Source organism: Streptomyces populi (assembly GCF_002911015.1).
In the GTDB taxonomy this organism is placed as follows: domain Bacteria; phylum Actinomycetota; class Actinomycetes; order Streptomycetales; family Streptomycetaceae; genus Streptomyces; species Streptomyces populi.
In genome coordinates, this window is record NZ_KZ626931.1 from 15,755 (window position 1) to 33,112 (window position 17,358).

Consider the following 17,358-nt stretch of genomic DNA (forward strand, 5'->3'; position numbering starts at 1 on the left):
GGACCTTCTTCCGTCCCTTCGTCTGCCCGTCCCGTCCGCCGCTAGACGAGACTGTCCCGCCAGGCCTTGTGCAGGTCCGCGAACCGGCCGGTGCCCGCGACGAGTTCGCCGGGTGCGCCGTCCTCGACGATCCGCCCGTGCTCCATCACCAGCACCCGGTCCGCGATCGCCACCGTCGACAGCCGGTGCGCGATGACCACCGCCGTGCGCCCCCGCAGGACCGTCGACATGGCGCGCTGCACGGCCCGTTCGCCCGGGATGTCCAGGGAGCTGGTCGCCTCGTCGAGGATCAGGACGGCCGGGTCGGCGAGCAGGGCCCGCGCGAAGGCGACGAGCTGACGCTGGCCCGCGGAGATCCGGCCGCCGCGCTTGCGCACGTCCGTGTCGTAGCCGTCGGGCAGGGCGCTGATGAAGTCGTGCGCGCCGATCGCCTTCGCCGCCCGCTCGATCTCCTCGCGGGACGCCTCGGGGCGGCCGATCGCGATGTTCTCGGCGACCGTGCCCGAGAACAGGAACGCCTCCTGGGTCACCATCACCACCCCGCGCCGCAGTTCGGGCACCGGCAGCTCGCGCAGATCGACGCCGTCGAGCAGGACCCGCCCGTCGGAGGGGTCGTAGAACCGGGCCAGGAGCTTGGCCAGGGTCGACTTGCCGGCGCCGGTCGAGCCGACCACGGCCACCGTCTGTCCGGCGGGCAGCGTCAGCGAGAAGGAGGGCAGCACCTCCCCGCCGGTGCGGTACGCGAAGCGGACACCGTCGAACACGACCTCGCGGCCGGGGTGTTCGGAGGCGAGGGCCGGGAGCTGCCGGGGCACGGACGGCTCCGGCACGGACGGCGTCTGGGCCAGCAGACCGGCGATCTTCTCCAGCGAGGCCGCCGCGGACTGGTAGGAGTTCAGGAACATCCCGAGGCGGTCGATGGGGTCGTAGAGCCGGCGCAGGTAGAGGACCGCCGCGGCGAGCACGCCGAGCGCCAGCGAACCCGACGCCACCCGGTGGGCGCCCCACAGCACGATGCCCGCGACCGCCGTGTTGGCGACGAGCCGGGAGCCGACGACGTACTGGGCCATCTCCAGCAGGGCGTCGCCGTTCGTCCTCTCGTGCCGCTTGTTGAGCACCTCGAACTCGGCCTCGTTGGCGGCCTCGCGGCGGAACGCGCGCACCGGCCGGATGCCGTTCATCGTCTCCGCGAACTTCACGATCACCGCGGCGATCGTCGTCGAGCGCACGGCGAAGATCTCGCCCGCGCGGCGCCGGTAGCGGCGGACGAGCAGGTACAGCGGCACGAACGAGACCACCGCGACCGCGCCGAGGCCGGCGTCCAGCCAGAGCAGCATCGCCGAGATGTAGACGAAGGACAGGATGACGGTGACGAGTTCCTGGAGCCCCTCGCTGAGCAGTTCGCGCAGCGACTCGACGTCCGTCGTGGAGCGGGAGATCAGCCGGCCCGAGGTGTAGCGCTCGTGGAAGTCGACGCTGAGCGCCTGGGCGTGCCGGAAGATCCGGCCGCGCAGATCGAGCAGCACGTCCTGGTTGACCCGGGCCGAGGCGACGATGAAGGCGTACTGGAGTCCGCCGGAGGCCGCCGCGCACAGCAGGTAGGCGGCGCCGACGGCGATCAGCGGTCCGTGGTCGTCCTGCCGGAAGGCCGGTACGGCACGGTCGATGGCGTACGCCACCAGCAGCGGGCCCACCTGCACGGCGGCCTGCTGGAGCAGCAGCAGGACGGTGGTCAGGGCCACCCGGGCCCTGAGCGGGGCGAGCAGCGAGCGCAGCAGCGCCGCGGTCGCGCCCGGGGGAGCGGGCAGGGTGTCGTGGTCGAAGGGATCCTGGTGCGGCCCGGGTCCCGGGGCCGCCCGGCCCTTCTCGTCGGCTCCCTCGTCCGGGTCCTTGCCCGGCGCGGTGGCCGTGGGTGCCGCCGTCATCGGCCGTCCTCCTCTGCACCCGACATCAGGTGGGCGTACTCGGCGTGCGTGCGCAGCAGTTCGTGGTGGGTGCCGACCGCCGCGATCCGGCCGCCGGAGATCAGGGCCACCCGGTCGGCCAGCAGGACCGTGGACGGGCGGTGCGCCACGATCAGGGCGGTCGTCTCCGCCAGCACCCGGCGCAGGGCGGCCTCGACCGCCGCCTCGGTGTGCACGTCCAGCGCCGACAGCGGGTCGTCGAGCACCAGGAAGCGCGGGCGGCCGACCACCGCGCGGGCCAGCGCGAGCCGCTGCCGCTGTCCGCCGGAGAGGCTGAGGCCCTGCTCGCCGACCTGCGTGTCCGTGCCCCGGGGCAGCGCGTGCGCGAAGCCGGCCTGCGCCACGGCGAGGGCACGGTCCAGCTCCTCGCGGCCCGCGGTCCCGTCGGCGCCCATCAGGACGTTCTCGCCGACGGTGGCCGAGAAGAGCGTGGGTTCCTCGAAGGCGACGGCGACGAGTTCGCGCAGCTCCTCACGGGGCATCTCGGTGATGTCCCGGCCGTCCAGGGTGATCCGGCCGGACGTCACCTCGTGGAGGCGGGGGACGAGCGCGGTGAGGGTGGTCTTGCCGGTGCCCGTGGCGCCGACGAGCGCCATGCTCTCGCCGGGGCGCACGTGCAGGTCGATGCGGTCCAGCACGGGCGGCGCGTCCGCCGGGGCGTCGGGATAGCGGAACCCGACAGCGTGGAAACGCAGTCCGCCCTCGCCGTCGGCCGCGGGGGAGCCCTGTCCGGCCGGCCCGCCGGTGTCCCGCGCGGCCGTGGCGTCGCCGTCACGGGCGGCCCCGGCCGTGGACTCCCGCGCCTTCACCGGTCCGGCCACGGGGGCCGGCGCGGTCGCGCCGTCCGACTCCGGGGTCGCGTCCATGACCTCGAAGTACCGCTCCGTGGCCGTCCCCGCCTCCTGGCTCATGGCGATGAGGAAGCCGATCGAGTCGACGGGCCAGCGCAGGGCGAGCGCGGTCGACAGGAACGCGACCAGCGTGCCGGCGGACAGCCGGCCGTCGGCGACCTGGACCGTGCCGAGGACGAGGGCGGCGCCGATGGCGAACTCGGGCAGCGTGACGATGACGCCCCAGATGGAGGCGAGCAGCCGGGCCTTGACCAGTTCCGTGCCGCGCAGCGTCCGGGACAGCTCGCGGAACGCGCGCGCCTGGCTGCGGTGGCGCCCGAACCCCTTGATGATCCGGATGCCGAGCACGCTCTCCTCGACCACCGTCGTCAGGTCGCCGACCTGGTCCTGCGCGCGGCGCGCCACCTCCGAGTAGCGCCGCTCGAAGAACCAGCAGACGACCATGACGGGGAGGGCGGGGGCGAGGAGCACCAGCCCGAGGGTCCACTGCTGGGCCAGCATGATGGCGATGCCCGCGAGGATCGTCACGGCGTTCACCAGCAGGAAGGTCAGCGGGAACGCCAGGAACATGCGGACGAGCATCAGGTCGGTGGTGGCCCGGGACAGCAGCTGGCCCGACGCCCAGCGGTCGTGGAAGGCGACCGGCAGGCGTTGCAGGTGGCGGTACAGATCGGCGCGCATGTCCGCCTCGACCCCGGCCAGCGGGCGGGCCACCAGCCAGCGGCGCAGCCCGAACAGACCGGCCTCGGCGAAGCCGAGCAGCAGCAGGTACAGCGCCCCGAGCCAGACGCCCGCCGGATCGTGTTCGGCGACCGGACCGTCCACCATCCACTTCAGGATCAGCGGGAACACGAGCGAGAGACAGGACGCGACGACGGCGACGAACGCCGCGCCGAACCATCTCGCCCGCACCGGGCGTACGTACGGCCACAGGCGCAGCAGGCTGCGTACGGTCGAACGGTCGGGGTGGTCCAGGGCGGCTGCATCCGGTGTGGTCATCACGAGCGAGCCTACGTTTCACCACTGACAGTGCCCACCGAGTTTTCGGCGCTCCCAGATCGTTCGAAGGGGGGCCGGGGCGGGCGCCCGGCGACCGCCGGGGAGCGGGCGCGCGGCCCCCGCCGGGGAGGGCGTGCCGTCGTGCTCCCTCAGCGGACCCGCAGCAGCAGCACGGACCGCGCCGGCACCGTGATCGCCGTGCCCGCCCGGTGCGTGAGCGCGGGGGCCTCGGCCTGGTCCTCGCGCGAGGTGTCCACGACCACCTCGTACCGCGCGGCCCAGGGCGCCCCCGGCAGTTCGAAGGAGGCCGGACGGTCCCCGGCGTGCAGCACGGCGAGGAAGCTGTCGTCGACGACCGGGGCACCCCGCGCGTCCCGGCCGGGGATGTCCCGCCCCGACAGGTACATCCCGAGGGTCGCGGCGGGCGCGTACCAGTCCCGTTCCGTCATCTCGGTGCCCCGCGCGGTGAACCAGGCCAGGTCCCGCAGTCCGTCGGCCGAATGGGCCCGCCCGGAGAAGAACGCCCGGCGGCGCAGCACGGGATGCGCGTGCCGCAGCGCGATCAGACGGGACGTCAGCTCGAACAGGGCCCGCCAGTGCGGGTCGTCCAGCTGCGACCAGTCGACCCAGCTGATCTCGTTGTCCTGGCAGTAGGCGTTGTTGTTGCCGCGCTGGGTGCGTCCGAACTCGTCCCCGGCGACCAGCATCGGCACCCCGGTCGACAGCAGCAGCGTCGTCAGCAGGTTCCGCAGCTGGCGCCGCCGCAGCGCCCGCAGGCCCTCGTCCTCGCTCTCGCCCTCGGTCCCGCCGTTCCAGGCCCGGTTGTCGTCGGTGCCGTCCCGGTTGCCCTCGCCGTTCGCCTCGTTGTGCTTGCGTTCGTAGGACACGAGGTCGCGCAGGGTGAAACCGTCGTGCGCGGTCACGAAGTTGACGGAGGCGTACGGACGCCGGCCGCCCCAGGCGTACAGGTCGCTCGACCCGGACAGGCGGTAGCCGAGGTCCCGTACGTCGGGCAGCGCCCCGCGCCAGAAGTCCCGCACGGCGTTGCGGTAGCGGTCGTTCCACTCCGTCCACAGGGGCGGGAAGGCACCCACCTGGTAGCCGCCGGAGCCCACGTCCCACGGTTCGGCGATCAGCTTGACCCGGCGCAGCACCGGGTCCTGCGCGATGACGGCGAGGAACGGCGACAGCATGTCGACGTCGTGCATGGACCGGGCGAGCGCGGCCGCGAGGTCGAAGCGGAAGCCGTCGACGCCCATCTCCGTGACCCAGTAGCGCAGCGAGTCCGTGATCAGCCGCAGCACCTGCGGCTGCACGACGTGCAGGGTGTTCCCGCAGCCGGTGTAGTCCGCGTAGCGGCGGGCGTCCGACTGGAGCCGGTAGTAGCCCCGGTTGTCGATGCCGCGCAGCGACAGCATCGGGCCCAGTTCGCCCGCCTCGGCGGTGTGGTTGTAGACCACGTCGAGGATGACCTCTATGCCCGCCGCGTGCAGCGCGCGCACCATCCGTTTGAACTCGCCGACCTGCTGGCCCCGGGTGCCGGAGGCGGCGTAGGCGGCGTGCGGGGCGAAGTAGCCGATGGAGTTGTAGCCCCAGTAGTTCCGCAGGCCCCGGCGCAGCAGGTGGTCCTCGTGCGCGAACTGGTGCACCGGCAGCAGTTCCACCGCCGTCACCCCGAGGTCCACCAGGTGCTCGATCGCGGCCGGGTGCGCCAGCCCCGCGTACGTGCCGCGCAGCTCCTCCGGGACGCCGGGGTGCAGACGGGTGAATCCGCGCACGTGCAGTTCGTAGATGACCGAGTCCGCCCACGGGGTCTTGGGGCGGTGGTCGTCCGACCAGTCGTCGTCGTCCTGGACGACCACGCCCTTGGGGACCAGGGGCGCCGAGTCGCGGTCGTCGCGCACGGTGTCGGCGACCTGCTGCTGGGGCCAGTCGCGGACGTGCCCGTACACCTCGGGCGGCAGTGTGAAGTCGCCGTCCACGGCACGGGCGTACGGGTCGAGGAGCAGTTTCGCCGGGTTCCAGCGGGCGCCGGTCCACGGGTCCCAGCGGCCGTGCACCCGAAAGCCGTAGCGGCGGCCGGGGAGCACGCCGGGGACGAAGCCGTGCCAGATCTCGTGGGTGAGTTCGGCGAGCGGGACGCGGGTCTCGGCGCCGTCGTCGTCGAAGAGGCACAGGTCGACGGCCTCCGCGCCGCCCGCCCACAGCGCGAAGTTGGTGCCCGTGGTGCCGTCGGGACCCGCCCTGAAGCGTGCTCCGAGCGGTGTCGGGGCACCCGGCCAGGCGGCGGGGGGCGGCGGCGCGGGGTGCCGTGAGCCGTTCAGGGCGGGAGCGGCCGGCTCCGCCGCCGGGTCCGCGGCGGACGGTCCCGCCGGGTCCGTGACGGTCTGCGCGGGCAGCCCGCCGCCCGCGGCGCGTCCCTCGTGGACCGCCTCCTGCTCGGGTGCGCTCGACACCGGTCAGCCTCCCACGGCTCGTGGAACGGCGCGGAAAAGGGTGCACGGCGTCCCGGCCGCGGCTCCTCGGCGCGTCGTCCTCCCCACTGTTCTGCCCAGAGCGTGGCTCGCACTCACGTTTCCCCGGAGGGGCGGCGTCGTTGGGTCCCTTGTGAAGCACGTACAGACGCGCGCGCGGCGCGCAGGGGCCGCGCTGGCCGCCGTACTGACCTGGGCCGGTCTGCTGGCCGGAGCCTCCGGCTGCACCTCGCACGGGATCGGGGACGCGTTCGGCAAACCGCGGTCGCCGAAGGACGCCATCCACGTCTCGCCCGACGACAACAGCAAGGGCGTACGACCGCGGGAGGCACTGCTGGTGCGGGTGCCCGGCGGGCGCCTGGAGTCCGTGAAGGTCGTCAAGTTCCAGGACGCCCGGGAGTCGCCCGTGCCGGGGCACATCAGCGAGGACGGCCTGTCCTGGAGACCGGACGCCGCGCGGCTCGCCCTGGCCGCCAAGTACACCGTGGACGCGGTGGCCCTGGACGGCGACGGACGCCGCTCGGCCCGGCACACCACGTTCACCACCGCCGTGCCCGGCGAGCGGTTCATCGGGTACGTCACTCCGGAGGACCGGTCCGTCGTCGGCACCGGAATGATCGTCTCCCTCGAGTTCAACCGGGAGATCGAGAACCGGGCCGCCGTCGAGCGCGCCGTCCACGTGTCGGCGCGGCCGGCGGTCCCGGTCCGCGCGCACTGGTTCGGCGGCGGCCGCGTCGACTTCCGGCCCGAGCGGTACTGGAAGCCGGGCACGAAGGTCACCGTGGAACTGCGGCTGCGCGACGTCGAGGGAGCGCCCGGCGTGTACGGACTCCAGTCCAGGACCTTCTCGTTCACCGTCGGCCGCGACCAGCGGTCCCTCGTCGACGCCCGCGCCCACACCATGGAGGTGCGCCGCGACGGCAACCTCCTCGCCACGGTGCCGATCACGGCAGGGGCGCCGAGAACGACGACGTACAACGGGAAGATGGTCGTCATGGAGATGCTCGAAGTGACCCGGATGAACAGCCGGACCGTCGGTTTCGGCGGCGAGTACGACATCCCCGACGTGCCGCACGCGATGCGCCTGACCGACTCCGGGACCTTCCTGCACGGCAACTACTGGGCGCCGGACGCCTTCGGCAACACCAACGTGAGCCACGGCTGCGTGGGGCTCAGGGACGTGAAGGGCGGCAGTTCGGACACCCCGGCGGGCTGGTTCTTCGACCGCAGCCTCATCGGGGACGTCGTCGAGGTCGTCCACAGCGAGGACAAGAAGGTCGCCCCCGACAACGGGCTCGGCGGCTGGAACATGGGCTGGAAGGAGTGGAAGGCCGGCAGCGCGGTCGACTGATCTTCGCTCCCCGGCGCAACCATCTTCGTGGTCGATGGTCCAAGTTGCGACGGAACGGTGACATTGGCCTGACACGGAGCTCAAAACCGTGAGGTTAATATGCGCCAGTGATCGCGCGTGACGCGCTGGGGTGGGGGCCTGATCAGGCCTTGCGAGGGGAGAAAGACTGTGAACGTGCGACCGGTATCGGGGGCGTCGGCAGGTGGACGCTCACGCGGCCGCAACAAGCGGTGGGCGGTGATGGTCGGCGGTGCGCTGCTGGCCGTCACGGCCTGCGGCGGGGGCGGGGGAACGGACTCGGGGTCCGGAGGGAAGGACAAGGACGGCAAGGGCAGCACCACCGCGGAGAGCAAGCAGTCGGTGGCCGTCGTCACGATCGCGCCGAAGGCCGGTGCCAAGGACGTCGACACCAGCGGCACCCTCAAGGTCACGGCCAGTAAGGGCAAACTGACCGAGGTCACCGTCAAGGACAACGAGGGCGCGAAGATCGACGGCGAGATATCGGCCGACGGCAGCGGCTGGACGCCCGCCACACACCTCGCGGCGTCCACCAAGTACCAGGTGCACGCGGTCGCGAAGGACTCCGAGGGCCGCACGGCGGCCGAGGACTCGTCCTTCACGACGCTGAGCCCGCAGAACACCTTCACCGGCAACTTCACGCCCGAGGACGGCTCCAAGGTCGGCGTCGGCATGCCGTTCTCGGTCCGCTTCACCCGGGGCATCACCAAGCCGGACGACGTCGAGAAGGCCATCAAGATCACGACCGAGCCGGCCGTCGACGTCCAGGGCCACTGGTTCGGCAACGACCGCCTCGACTTCCGGCCCGAGAAGTACTGGAAGGCCGGCACCAAGGTCACCGTGAAGCTGAACCTCGACGGCGTCGAGGGCCGCAAGGGCGTCTACGGCAAGCAGGCCAAGACCGTCTCCTTCACCATCGGCCGCGACCAGGTGTCCGTCGTGGACGCCAAGAAGCACACGATGAAGGTCATGCAGGAGGGCAAGGTCGTCAAGACCATCCCGGTGACCACCGGCAAGCCCGGCTACGCCACCTGGAACGGCCAGATGGTCATCAGCGAGAAGTTCACCGTGACCCGGATGAACGGCGACACGGTCGGCTACGACGGCGAGTACGACATCAAGGACGTCCCGCACGCCATGCGCCTGACCAACTCCGGCACCTTCGTGCACGGCAACTACTGGGGCGGCGGCGCCTTCGGCAACTACAACGCCAGCCACGGCTGCATAGGCCTGCGGGACGTGCGCGGCGGCTACGACAGCGGCGTGCCGGCCGCCTGGTTCTTCAACCACTCGATGGTCGGTGACGTGGTGGTCGTGAAGAACTCCACCGACCCGACGGTCGACCCGGCCAACGGCCTCAACGGCTGGAACATCTCCTGGGCGGACTGGACCAAGTGATCTCGCCGTACCGGACCGGGTGATCTCGCGGGACAGCCCCGCGTGAGGGCCGAGGACCGGACCGCGTGACGGCTTTCGCCCGGCTCGCGCGACCGTTTCCGGCCCCGTCGCCCGCCCCTCCCACCGGGCCGGGTGTGCTGTGACCCAGCACACCCGGCCCGTCGGCGTTAACGGCCACTAACCTGCTCCCATGACTGTGCATCTCGAAGTGGCCGAAGGCGTGGGCACCATCCGCCTGGACCGCCCTCCCATGAACGCCCTGGACGTGGCGACGCAGGACCGCCTCAAGGAACTGGCCGAGGAGGCCACGGTCCGGCCGGACGTCCGCGCCGTGGTGCTGTACGGCGGGGAGAAGGTGTTCGCGGCGGGCGCGGACATCAAGGAGATGCAGGCCATGGACCACGCCGCGATGGTCGTGCGGTCCCGGGCCCTGCAGGACTCCTTCACCGCCGTCGCCCGCATCCCCAAGCCCGTCGTCGCCGCCGTCACCGGATACGCGCTCGGCGGCGGCTGCGAGTTGGCCCTGTGCGCCGACTACCGCATCGCCGGGGACAACGCCAAGCTGGGCCAGCCGGAGATCCTGCTCGGCCTGATCCCCGGCGCCGGCGGTACCCAGCGGCTCTCCCGGCTGATCGGCCCCTCCAAGGCCAAGGACCTCATCTTCACCGGCCGCATGGTCAAGGCCGACGAGGCCCTCGCGCTCGGTCTGGTCGACCGGGTCGTCCCCGCCGACGAGGTCTACACCGCCGCGCACGCCTGGGCCGCCCGGCTCGCGCAGGGCCCGGCCATCGCGCTGCGGGCCGCGAAGGAGTCGATCGACGCGGGCCTGGAGACGGACATCGAGACCGGACTGACCATCGAGCGGAACTGGTTCGCCGGTCTGTTCGCGACCGAGGACCGCGAGCGGGGCATGCGGAGCTTCGTGGAGGAGGGCCCCGGCAAGGCGAAGTTCCTCTGAGCCGTCCGCCGCGCCGGTCCGGGACGAGGCCTCCCGCTCCCCGGGCCGGAGCGGGGGACCGCTTCCGGTCCTCCGGGGCCGGGGCGCGGCGCGTTCGTGCCGGTGTCCCTCGATGGGGCGTTCCGTTCCAGGCTCGAGACGTCCTCGAGCGCGCCTTGCCGCGAGGTGTGGCGATTGCCCCGGACCGGCCTGTTCCGGCAGGCCGGACGGGCTCCCGCCGTTCCTGAACTGCCCCTGGCATATGCCGTTCGAACAATGCGGAACGTATCGCTCCGGGGGGCCCAATCCGTCGGAACGGCCCCGAAGGGGGCTCTGGGCGGCCATGATGGGGGGCATGGCGGGGCTGGAGGGTACGGAACAGCCGCGGCGGCACGGAAGTGCGACCGCGGCGCGCTGGTCGCCTGCGGTCGAGGACGAACGAGCACTCAAGGCACTCGAGTTGTTCGGCAATCCCACCGAGGCGGAAGTGCCGTTGCCGTCCCGTCCGGAGTCCGCGGCCACCGCGCGGCGGCTCGCCCAGGTCGTCGTCCTGCGCCAGTGGGGTCTGTCCCCGAAGATGACCGAGGACGCGGTGTTACTCGTCTCCGAACTCGTGGGCAACGCCGTACGGCACACCGGCGCCCGCGTCTTCGGACTCCGTATGCGCCGCCGCCGCGGCTGGATCCGCATCGAGGTCCGTGACCCCTCCCGCGGCCTTCCCTGCCTCATGCCGGTCCAGGAGACGGACGTGAGCGGCCGGGGCCTGTTCCTCGTCGACAAGCTCTCCGACCGCTGGGGCGTCGACCTGCTGCCCCGCGGCAAGACCACCTGGTTCGAGATGCGCGTCGCCGACCGCTGACCCGCTCCGGCCGCCGGCCTGTCCGGCCCGGGTGCGGGAGTCCGCCGGGGCGGGCTCCACGGCGCGGGACGGGCATGCGTGAGCCCCGGCCGCGTGGCGGCCGGGGCTCACGGGGTGCCGCGGAACGAATTGGGGTGTGAACCGCGCCACCGGCGACAACCGTGGCCCGGGTCAATGGGTGGACGTCGCACCGCTGACTATCGCAGACCCGGCCGACTGATCCAAAAGAGGGGCTCCCGCTCCGCCCCCGGGGCCCGCCGCCCCGCTGCCCCGTACCCGGAAGCCGTGGAGCGACCCGCACCACCACCCGGTCGGACCAATCGCCGGTTTTTCGGCCGATTCACCCTTAAATGGTCCGGTGACCACGCCCGCCGAAGACCCCCCGGCCCCCGCTCCACCCCGGCGCGCCGCCCTGCTCACGGGACTCGCGCTCACCGCGGGAACCCTCGCCGCCGGAGCGGCCGCGGGCTGTTCCGCCCCGCGAGCCGCCCGCTCCGGCGATCTCACGGCACCTCAGGCCGCGCCCAGCGCGTCCCCCGCCCCGGCGACCCGTGGAGCCCCCGCCCGCGCCCCCGCGCCCCGCCGCTATCCCGGCCAGCCCTCCGAGATCACCCACGGCCCCCGTACCGGTTCGTCCGAGGTGGCCCTCACCTTCCACGGCCAGGGCGACCCCGCCGTCGCGAAGGCGCTCCTCGGCGAGGCGGAGAAGGCCGGGGCCAGGGTCACCGTTCTCGCCGTCGGCACCTGGCTGGACGAACACCCCGACATCGCCCGCCGCATCCTCGACGGCGGCCACGACCTCGGCAACCACACCCTCCGCCACCTCGACATCAACGCGATGACGGAGGCGGAGGCGGCCGCGGAGATCCGGGGGTGCGCGGACCGCCTCGAGCGCCTCACCGGCTCGATCGGCACCTGGTTCCGGCCCTCCCGCAGCCCCAGGGCCTCCCCCCTGGTCCAGCGCCTGGCCCGCGAAGCGGGCTACCCGCACACGCTCTCCTACGACGTCGACTCCCTCGACTACACCTCGCCGGGGGCCGCCGCCGTCACCCGCAAGGTCCTGGCCGAGGTCCGCCCCGGCTCCGTCGTGAGCCTGCACTTCGGATACGCGGACACGGTCGCCGCCCTCCCCGCCCTCCTGCACGAACTCGACCGCCGCGGCCTCGGCGCGGTCACCACCACGGAGCTGCTGAGCTGATGCTGACGCCCCCCTCCTCCCCCCTGCGCCGCGTCCTGATCGCGGGCGCCGCCCTCACCGCGTTCGCCGCCCTCGCGGGCTGCGGCGCCTCCTCCCCGGACCACGCGGACCAGGTCCGCGCCACCACCAAGGCGGCCGTCCCGCCCGCCCCGGTCAAGAAGAAGGCCGTCCAGGGGCTGCCCGGCATGCCCCCCTTGCTGGACCCGGCGGACGTGTACGCCGCCGACCGCCCGAACCGGCTCTCCCCGGTGGTCAAGGACTTCCCGTCCCGGGTCTACGTGCCCAACACCAACTCCAACACGGTCACGGTCATCGACCCGGCGACGTACAAGGTCATCGAGACGATCCCGGTCGGCGTCCAGCCCCAGCACGTCGTCCCCTCCTGGGACCTGAAGACCCTGTGGGTCAACAACGACCGCGGCAACACCCTCACCCCCATCGACCCGAGGACCGGCAAGGCGGGCGAGCCGGTCGACGTGCACGACCCGTACAACCTCTACTTCACGCCCAACGGCAAGTACGCGATCGTGATGGCCTCCCTCGACCGCGAACTCGTCTTCCGCGACGCGCACACCATGAAGACCGTCAGGACGGAGCCGGTCAGCTGTTACGGCGTCAACCACGCCGACTTCTCCCCGGACGGCCGCTACTTCATCGTGTCCTGCGAGTTCAGCGGCGAACTCCTGAAGGTCGACACCGAGCGGATGAAGGTGATCGGCCAGCAGAAGCTGCCCTTCCACGGGGCGATGCCGCAGGACGTGAAGATCTCCCCGGACGGCAAGCGGTTCTACATCGCCGACATGATGGCCGACGGCGTGTGGATCCTCGACGGCGACAAGTTCACCCAGCCCGTCCTGCTGCACACGGGCAAGGGCGCCCACGGTCTCTACGTCAGCCGGGACTCGCACGAGATGTACATCTCCAACCGCGGCGAAGGCACCGTCTCCATCTTCGACTTCACGCAGAACCGCCTCACCAAGAAGTGGCACCTGCCCGACGGGGGCAGCCCCGACATGGGCGGCGTCTCGGCGGACGGCAAGGTCCTGTGGCTCTCCGGGCGGTACAACTCGGAGGTGTACGCCATCGACACCCGCACCGGCCACCAGCTCGCCCGCATCCCCGTCGGCAGCGGCCCGCACGGCCTCGCCGTCTACCCCCAGCCCGGCCGGTACTCGCTCGGCCACACCGGCATCTTCCGCTAGGTCCTGTCCGAGGTCCTGTCCGACGACTTCCGTCCGCCCCAGGAGGAAGAGGCCGGGGCCGTGCTCCGTACGGCCCCGGCCCACCGGTGCCGAGCGGGAGTCGTCACCGTCCCGGCGCGAGGAGCAGTGCCTCCGCGCCGACGGGACGGTAGCCCGCCGCCTGGAACGCCCGCACGCTGCGGGCGTTCCCCGCGGCCACCTGGGCCCAGACCGCCTCGCCGGCCAGGTGCCGCGCCGCCGACGCGAGCGCCCGGCCCAGCCCCCGGTGCCGGGCGCCCTCGTCCACCTCGACCGCGGCCTCCAGACGCCCCCCGACCCCCCGCCCGAGGACGAGGACCCCGCCGTCCGCGGCCCACACCCGTACTCCGTCGCGCCGCCTCCGGGCCGCCGCGACCCGGGGATGGGCGAGGGCGTCGACCTCTTCGAGCGGGAGGGGCGCGGGGCCGGGGAGCGGGGCGGCGACGGACAGCAGGTCGACCGTGTCGTTCGACCGCCCCGTCCGTTCCATGAACGCGGCGAGGAAGCGCGGGTTCATGGCGGCCGCGAGCGCATCGCAGTCGAGGACCGCCAGCGCGGCCCGCACCCGGTCCTCGTCCTCGTCGGTGAAGACGACGGAGTGCGCGGTGAAGGCGAGGACGCCGGCGTCGCGGGGGGAGTGCTGGCGCACGACCGTGACGGCGCCGTCGGGCGGAGGGAAGACCCCCCGGGCGGCCGCGTCCAGTATGTCGCGCAGAGTGCCGGGCATCGCTGTCCTCCGCCGCTCGAGTCCCCACCCGTCCAGGGGCCCGGGCCCGCGGACACGGTCGACGACGGTACCGGACTTCTCCCCGTCGGGGCACTGTGAGCAATTCGGCCGGGTGGGCGTGGCACTGCGCGTTCACGAGGACCGTTAATCTGACCTCCGTACACAAGGCAGTGACGCATGACTGATGCACGACGAAGGGGCGGACCGGTGGCCGACATCGAGGAAGCACGCAAGCAGTTCGAGCGGATCGATTCGGACGGTGACGGGTTCATCACCGCGGCCGAGTTCAAGTCCGCTCTCGCCCAGGGCGGCGACTGGAACGTCACCGAGTCGGTGGCGGAGGCCGTCATCGCCAGCCGCGACCTCAACGGCGACAAGGTCCTCTCGTTCGACGAGTTCTGGACCCACCTGAACAAGTGACACCGCCCGGAGGGGCGCCCGCAGGGATCTTCGCGGGCGCCCCTCCGGCGTGCGCGGGGCAGTCGTGGTCCCCGCGTCCCGGAACGGGATCAGACGACCTCCAGGGGCCGGTGCGGTCCGTCCGGGAGCTCCACCGTCACACCGTCGCCGGGCCGCACCACCCCGCCGACGAGGACGACACCCATGATCCCGGACCTGAACCGGGTCCTTCCGTCCTCGCCGCGGCCGACGACCTGCTTCAGCAGGCCCTTCCGGAAGGTGTCGATCTGGGCGCAGGGGTTCCGCAGCCCGGTCACCTCGACGACGGCCGCCGCCCCGAGGCGCAGCAGCGTCCCGGTGGGGAGTCCCAGCAGATCGACGCCCCGGGTGGTGACGTTCTCGCCGAGCTGACCGGCCGCGACCTCGAATCCGGCCTCCCGGACCTCGTCGAACAGCTCCTCGTGGATGAGGTGCACCTGCCGCAGGTTCGGCTGCGAGGGATCCTTCTCCATCCGGAACCGGTGCTTGACCGTCGCCCCGGCGTGCACGTCCCCCTCCACCCCGAGCCCGGCGAGCAGGGTGACGCTCTCCCGGTTCGGCTTGGTGAACGAGTACGTCCCGTTGCTGCTGACCGCTGTGACCGTTCCGCCCATGTGACCGCTCCCCGTTCGTCCGGCGGCCGATCGCGCCGGTGACCGGCGAAATCGTACGGCCCGCGCCGCACGGACACCGGAGCGCGGTCCGGGACCGGCCGCCGGACCGGTGGCCGCGGGCCCGCTAGGCGTCGTCCGCCCACGCGCGCAGGGCCGCCTTGGTCCCGAAGTCCGCGACGTCCCGGTCCACCGGCTCGGAGGTGTACTGGTGGAAGCGCCACTTCGCCCGGATGCGGGGCTCGCCGGCGGTCACGTAGTCGGCGATCCACAGGCCGTCGCCCGCGTACGAGGTGGTGTCGACGTTCAGCCAGAAGTCCCGGTTCGTGTAGAGCACCACGCGGTTGTCGGGACGGAGGTCCTTCACCTCACGGATGAAACGGTCCTTTTCCGCGTTGCTCGCGTGGGTGCCCTCGCCGGTGGTCTCCCAGTCGACGGCGAGCAGGTCGCCCGCCCGCTCGGGGGCCTTGCTCACGAAGTAAGCGGCCTGGGCGCTGATGTTGCCGGGCCACAGGAAGTGGTAGAAGCCGACGACGCAGTCCGCGTCGCGGGCCGTCCTCACCTGCGCGGCGAGTTTCGGGTTGACGTACGAGCGGCCCTCCGTCGCCTTGACGAAGACGAAGGAGAGGCCGGCGGTGCTGTACGTGGACGACTGGTAGGCGCTGACGTCGATGCCTCGCAGCATGGATGGAGCCTCCGTGCGTGTGGGGGAGGGGGAGGGGCCACGCGGGCGCGATGCCCGGTGACGGATGCCCGGCGACCGCGGGGAACGGCCGCCGTTGTCCGCGGGGCGGGTCCGGCAGGGACAACTGTCTTTGGAATTCCCCCACTTCGACCGCTCCACGCTCGCACGCGTGACCGGCCCGCCCGTACCCGTCCGTACGGTCCTCCCGCCCCGGGCCGGTCGGCCGCGTGGTGATGGCCCGTCCGCCGGGCCCCCGGGGCCGGGTGGCCCACGCGGCGGGGCGGCCCTTTCGCGGATTCTGGCTCCGGGCGGCGAAGCGCGCGAACGGGCCGCCGTCCCGCGGGACCGGAGGACGACCGGGCCCGGCCGACGTGAGTGAAGGAGCGGGCGGAATGCTGCAGTCGTCGAGAAGCCAGGAGCCGGAACGGGGTCCGGAGCAGGAGCCGGCCTCCGGGCGGGCGCAGGGACCGGGACGGGAGCCGGCGCCCGTGGCCGTCCCCGGCAGGGCGTGGCTGGCGCTGGCGCTGGCCACGGTCGGCTTCGCCGTCAACTTCTGGGCGTGGGCGCTGCTCAGCCCGCTCGGCCCGCGCTTCAAGGACTCCCTGGACCTGTCCTCCTTCCAGCAGTCGCTCCTGGTGGCGGTGCCGGTCGTGGTCGGCTCACTGGGCCGCATCCCGGTCGGGGCCCTCACCGACCGGTTCGGCGGCCGGGTGATGTTCCCGCTGGTCTCGGCCGCCACGATCGTCCCGGTGCTCTACCTCGGCCTCGCCGGGCACTCCTCGCTGGGGGCCCTGCTGGCCGGCGGCTTCTTCCTCGGCATCGGGGGCACGGCCTTCGCCGTCGGGGTGCCGCTCGTCAGCGCGTGGTTCCCGCCCGAGCGCAGGGGCCTGGCCATCGGGATCTTCGGCGCGGGCATGGGCGGCACCGCCGTCAGCGCCCTGACCACGGTGAAGCTGGTGGACGCGCACGGTCTGGCCGCCCCGTTCCTGATCACCGCCGCCGTGCTGGCCGTGTACGCGGTGACGGCGGCGCTCCTGCTGCGCGACGCCCCAGGGCGTGCCGTGCCGACGGAGCCGCTCGCCCGCCGCCTGGCCGCCACCGTCCGGCTGGGCATCACCTGGCAGGCCTCGGCCCTCTACGCGGTGGCGTTCGGCGGCTACGTGGCCTTCTCCGTCTACCTGCCGACCTACCTCAAGACCGGCTACGGCCTGCCCCAGGCCGACGCGGCGAACCGGATGGCCGGATTCGTGCTGCTGGCCGTGGCGATGCGGCCGGTCGGCGGCTGGCTGTCGGACCGCCTCGGCCCGGTCCGGGTCCTCACCGGATCGCTGAGCGTGCTGCTCGCCGGAGCGGCCGTGCAGTCGCTGACGCCCTCGCTGGCCCCGGTCGGCACCATCGCCTTCCTCGCCATGGGCGCCGCCCTCGGCGCGGGCAGCGGAGCGGTCTTCGCCCTGGTGGCGCTGCTCGCCCCGGGCAACCAGGTCGGCTCGGTCACCGGCATCGTCGGCGCGGCGGGCGGACTGGGCGGATTCCTGCCGCCCCTGGTCATGGGCGTGCTCTACGGGAAGTACGGGGACTACGGGGTCGGCCTGGCCCTGCTGGGCCTCGTCGCCGCCGCGGCACTGGCC

General features: G+C 72.8%; 14 protein-coding genes. 8 read left to right on the forward strand and 6 right to left on the reverse strand.

The window, feature by feature from the left end:
• Positions 1 to 41: 41 nt before the first annotated feature.
• The 3 genes from CW362_RS32485 to glgX form a co-directional block, all read right to left on the reverse strand.
• Positions 42 to 1,925: an ABC transporter ATP-binding protein gene (locus tag CW362_RS32485; protein ID WP_103553188.1), complete on the reverse strand. Its 1,884-nt coding sequence runs from the start codon at positions 1,923 to 1,925 to the stop codon at positions 42 to 44.
• Positions 1,922 to 3,814: an ABC transporter ATP-binding protein gene (locus CW362_RS32490; protein WP_103553189.1), complete on the reverse strand. Its 1,893-nt coding sequence runs from the start codon at positions 3,812 to 3,814 to the stop codon at positions 1,922 to 1,924. The genes CW362_RS32485 and CW362_RS32490 overlap by 4 nt, the downstream gene beginning before the upstream one ends.
• A gap of 149 nt (positions 3,815 to 3,963) precedes the next feature.
• On the reverse strand, positions 3,964 to 6,270 hold the full coding sequence (gene glgX, locus CW362_RS32495) for a glycogen debranching protein GlgX (RefSeq protein ID WP_103553190.1): 2,307 nt from the start codon (positions 6,268 to 6,270) through the stop codon (positions 3,964 to 3,966).
• Positions 6,271 to 6,421: 151 nt separating this feature from the next.
• On the opposite strand from glgX, the gene CW362_RS32500 reads away from it, so the two are divergent.
• The 6 genes from CW362_RS32500 to CW362_RS32525 all read left to right on the forward strand — a co-directional run bounded on the left by CW362_RS32500 (position 6,422) and on the right by CW362_RS32525 (position 13,251).
• Positions 6,422 to 7,639, forward strand: coding sequence for a L,D-transpeptidase (locus CW362_RS32500; protein WP_103553191.1), 1,218 nt, complete (start codon positions 6,422 to 6,424; stop codon positions 7,637 to 7,639).
• A gap of 168 nt (positions 7,640 to 7,807) precedes the next feature.
• Positions 7,808 to 9,055, forward strand: a complete 1,248-nt coding sequence (locus tag CW362_RS32505; RefSeq protein ID WP_206301117.1) for a L,D-transpeptidase — start codon at positions 7,808 to 7,810, stop codon at positions 9,053 to 9,055.
• Between the two features lie 190 nt (positions 9,056 to 9,245).
• A complete protein-coding gene (locus CW362_RS32510) occupies positions 9,246 to 10,013 on the forward strand; it encodes an enoyl-CoA hydratase/isomerase family protein (protein WP_103553193.1) in 768 nt (255 codons plus the stop codon).
• Between the two features lie 334 nt (positions 10,014 to 10,347).
• Positions 10,348 to 10,851 carry an ATP-binding protein gene (locus CW362_RS32515; RefSeq protein ID WP_103553194.1) on the forward strand — a complete coding sequence of 168 codons (504 nt, stop codon included), beginning with the start codon at positions 10,348 to 10,350 and terminating at the stop codon, positions 10,849 to 10,851.
• Positions 10,852 to 11,263: 412 nt separating this feature from the next.
• The gene (locus CW362_RS32520; protein WP_103553202.1) at positions 11,264 to 12,049 is read left to right on the forward strand and encodes a polysaccharide deacetylase family protein; all 786 of its coding nucleotides are present in this window, start codon (positions 11,264 to 11,266) and stop codon (positions 12,047 to 12,049) included.
• Positions 12,049 to 13,251, forward strand: coding sequence for a YncE family protein (locus CW362_RS32525; RefSeq protein ID WP_103553195.1), 1,203 nt, complete (start codon positions 12,049 to 12,051; stop codon positions 13,249 to 13,251). Before CW362_RS32520 ends, CW362_RS32525 begins: the two co-directional genes overlap by 1 nt.
• A 103-nt stretch (positions 13,252 to 13,354) precedes the next feature.
• On the opposite strand, the gene CW362_RS32530 is transcribed toward CW362_RS32525, so the two are convergent.
• Complete coding sequence (locus tag CW362_RS32530; protein ID WP_103553196.1) at positions 13,355 to 13,996, reverse strand: GNAT family N-acetyltransferase; 642 nt, start codon at positions 13,994 to 13,996, stop codon at positions 13,355 to 13,357.
• Between the two features lie 207 nt (positions 13,997 to 14,203).
• On the opposite strand from CW362_RS32530, the gene CW362_RS32535 reads away from it, so the two are divergent.
• A complete protein-coding gene (locus CW362_RS32535; protein ID WP_103553197.1) occupies positions 14,204 to 14,416 on the forward strand; it encodes an EF-hand domain-containing protein in 213 nt (70 codons plus the stop codon).
• Between the two features lie 89 nt (positions 14,417 to 14,505).
• Here CW362_RS32535 and CW362_RS32540 read toward each other — a convergent pair whose 3' ends face one another.
• A complete protein-coding gene (locus tag CW362_RS32540; RefSeq protein ID WP_103553198.1) occupies positions 14,506 to 15,048 on the reverse strand; it encodes an MOSC domain-containing protein in 543 nt (180 codons plus the stop codon).
• Positions 15,049 to 15,172: 124 nt separating this feature from the next.
• Positions 15,173 to 15,730 carry a glycoside hydrolase family 25 protein gene (locus CW362_RS32545; RefSeq protein ID WP_103553199.1) on the reverse strand — a complete coding sequence of 186 codons (558 nt, stop codon included), beginning with the start codon at positions 15,728 to 15,730 and terminating at the stop codon, positions 15,173 to 15,175.
• A gap of 392 nt (positions 15,731 to 16,122) precedes the next feature.
• On the opposite strand from CW362_RS32545, the gene CW362_RS32550 reads away from it, so the two are divergent.
• Positions 16,123 to 17,358: nitrate/nitrite transporter (locus CW362_RS32550; RefSeq protein ID WP_103553200.1), on the forward strand; the 1,236-nt coding region annotated here is incomplete at its 3' end.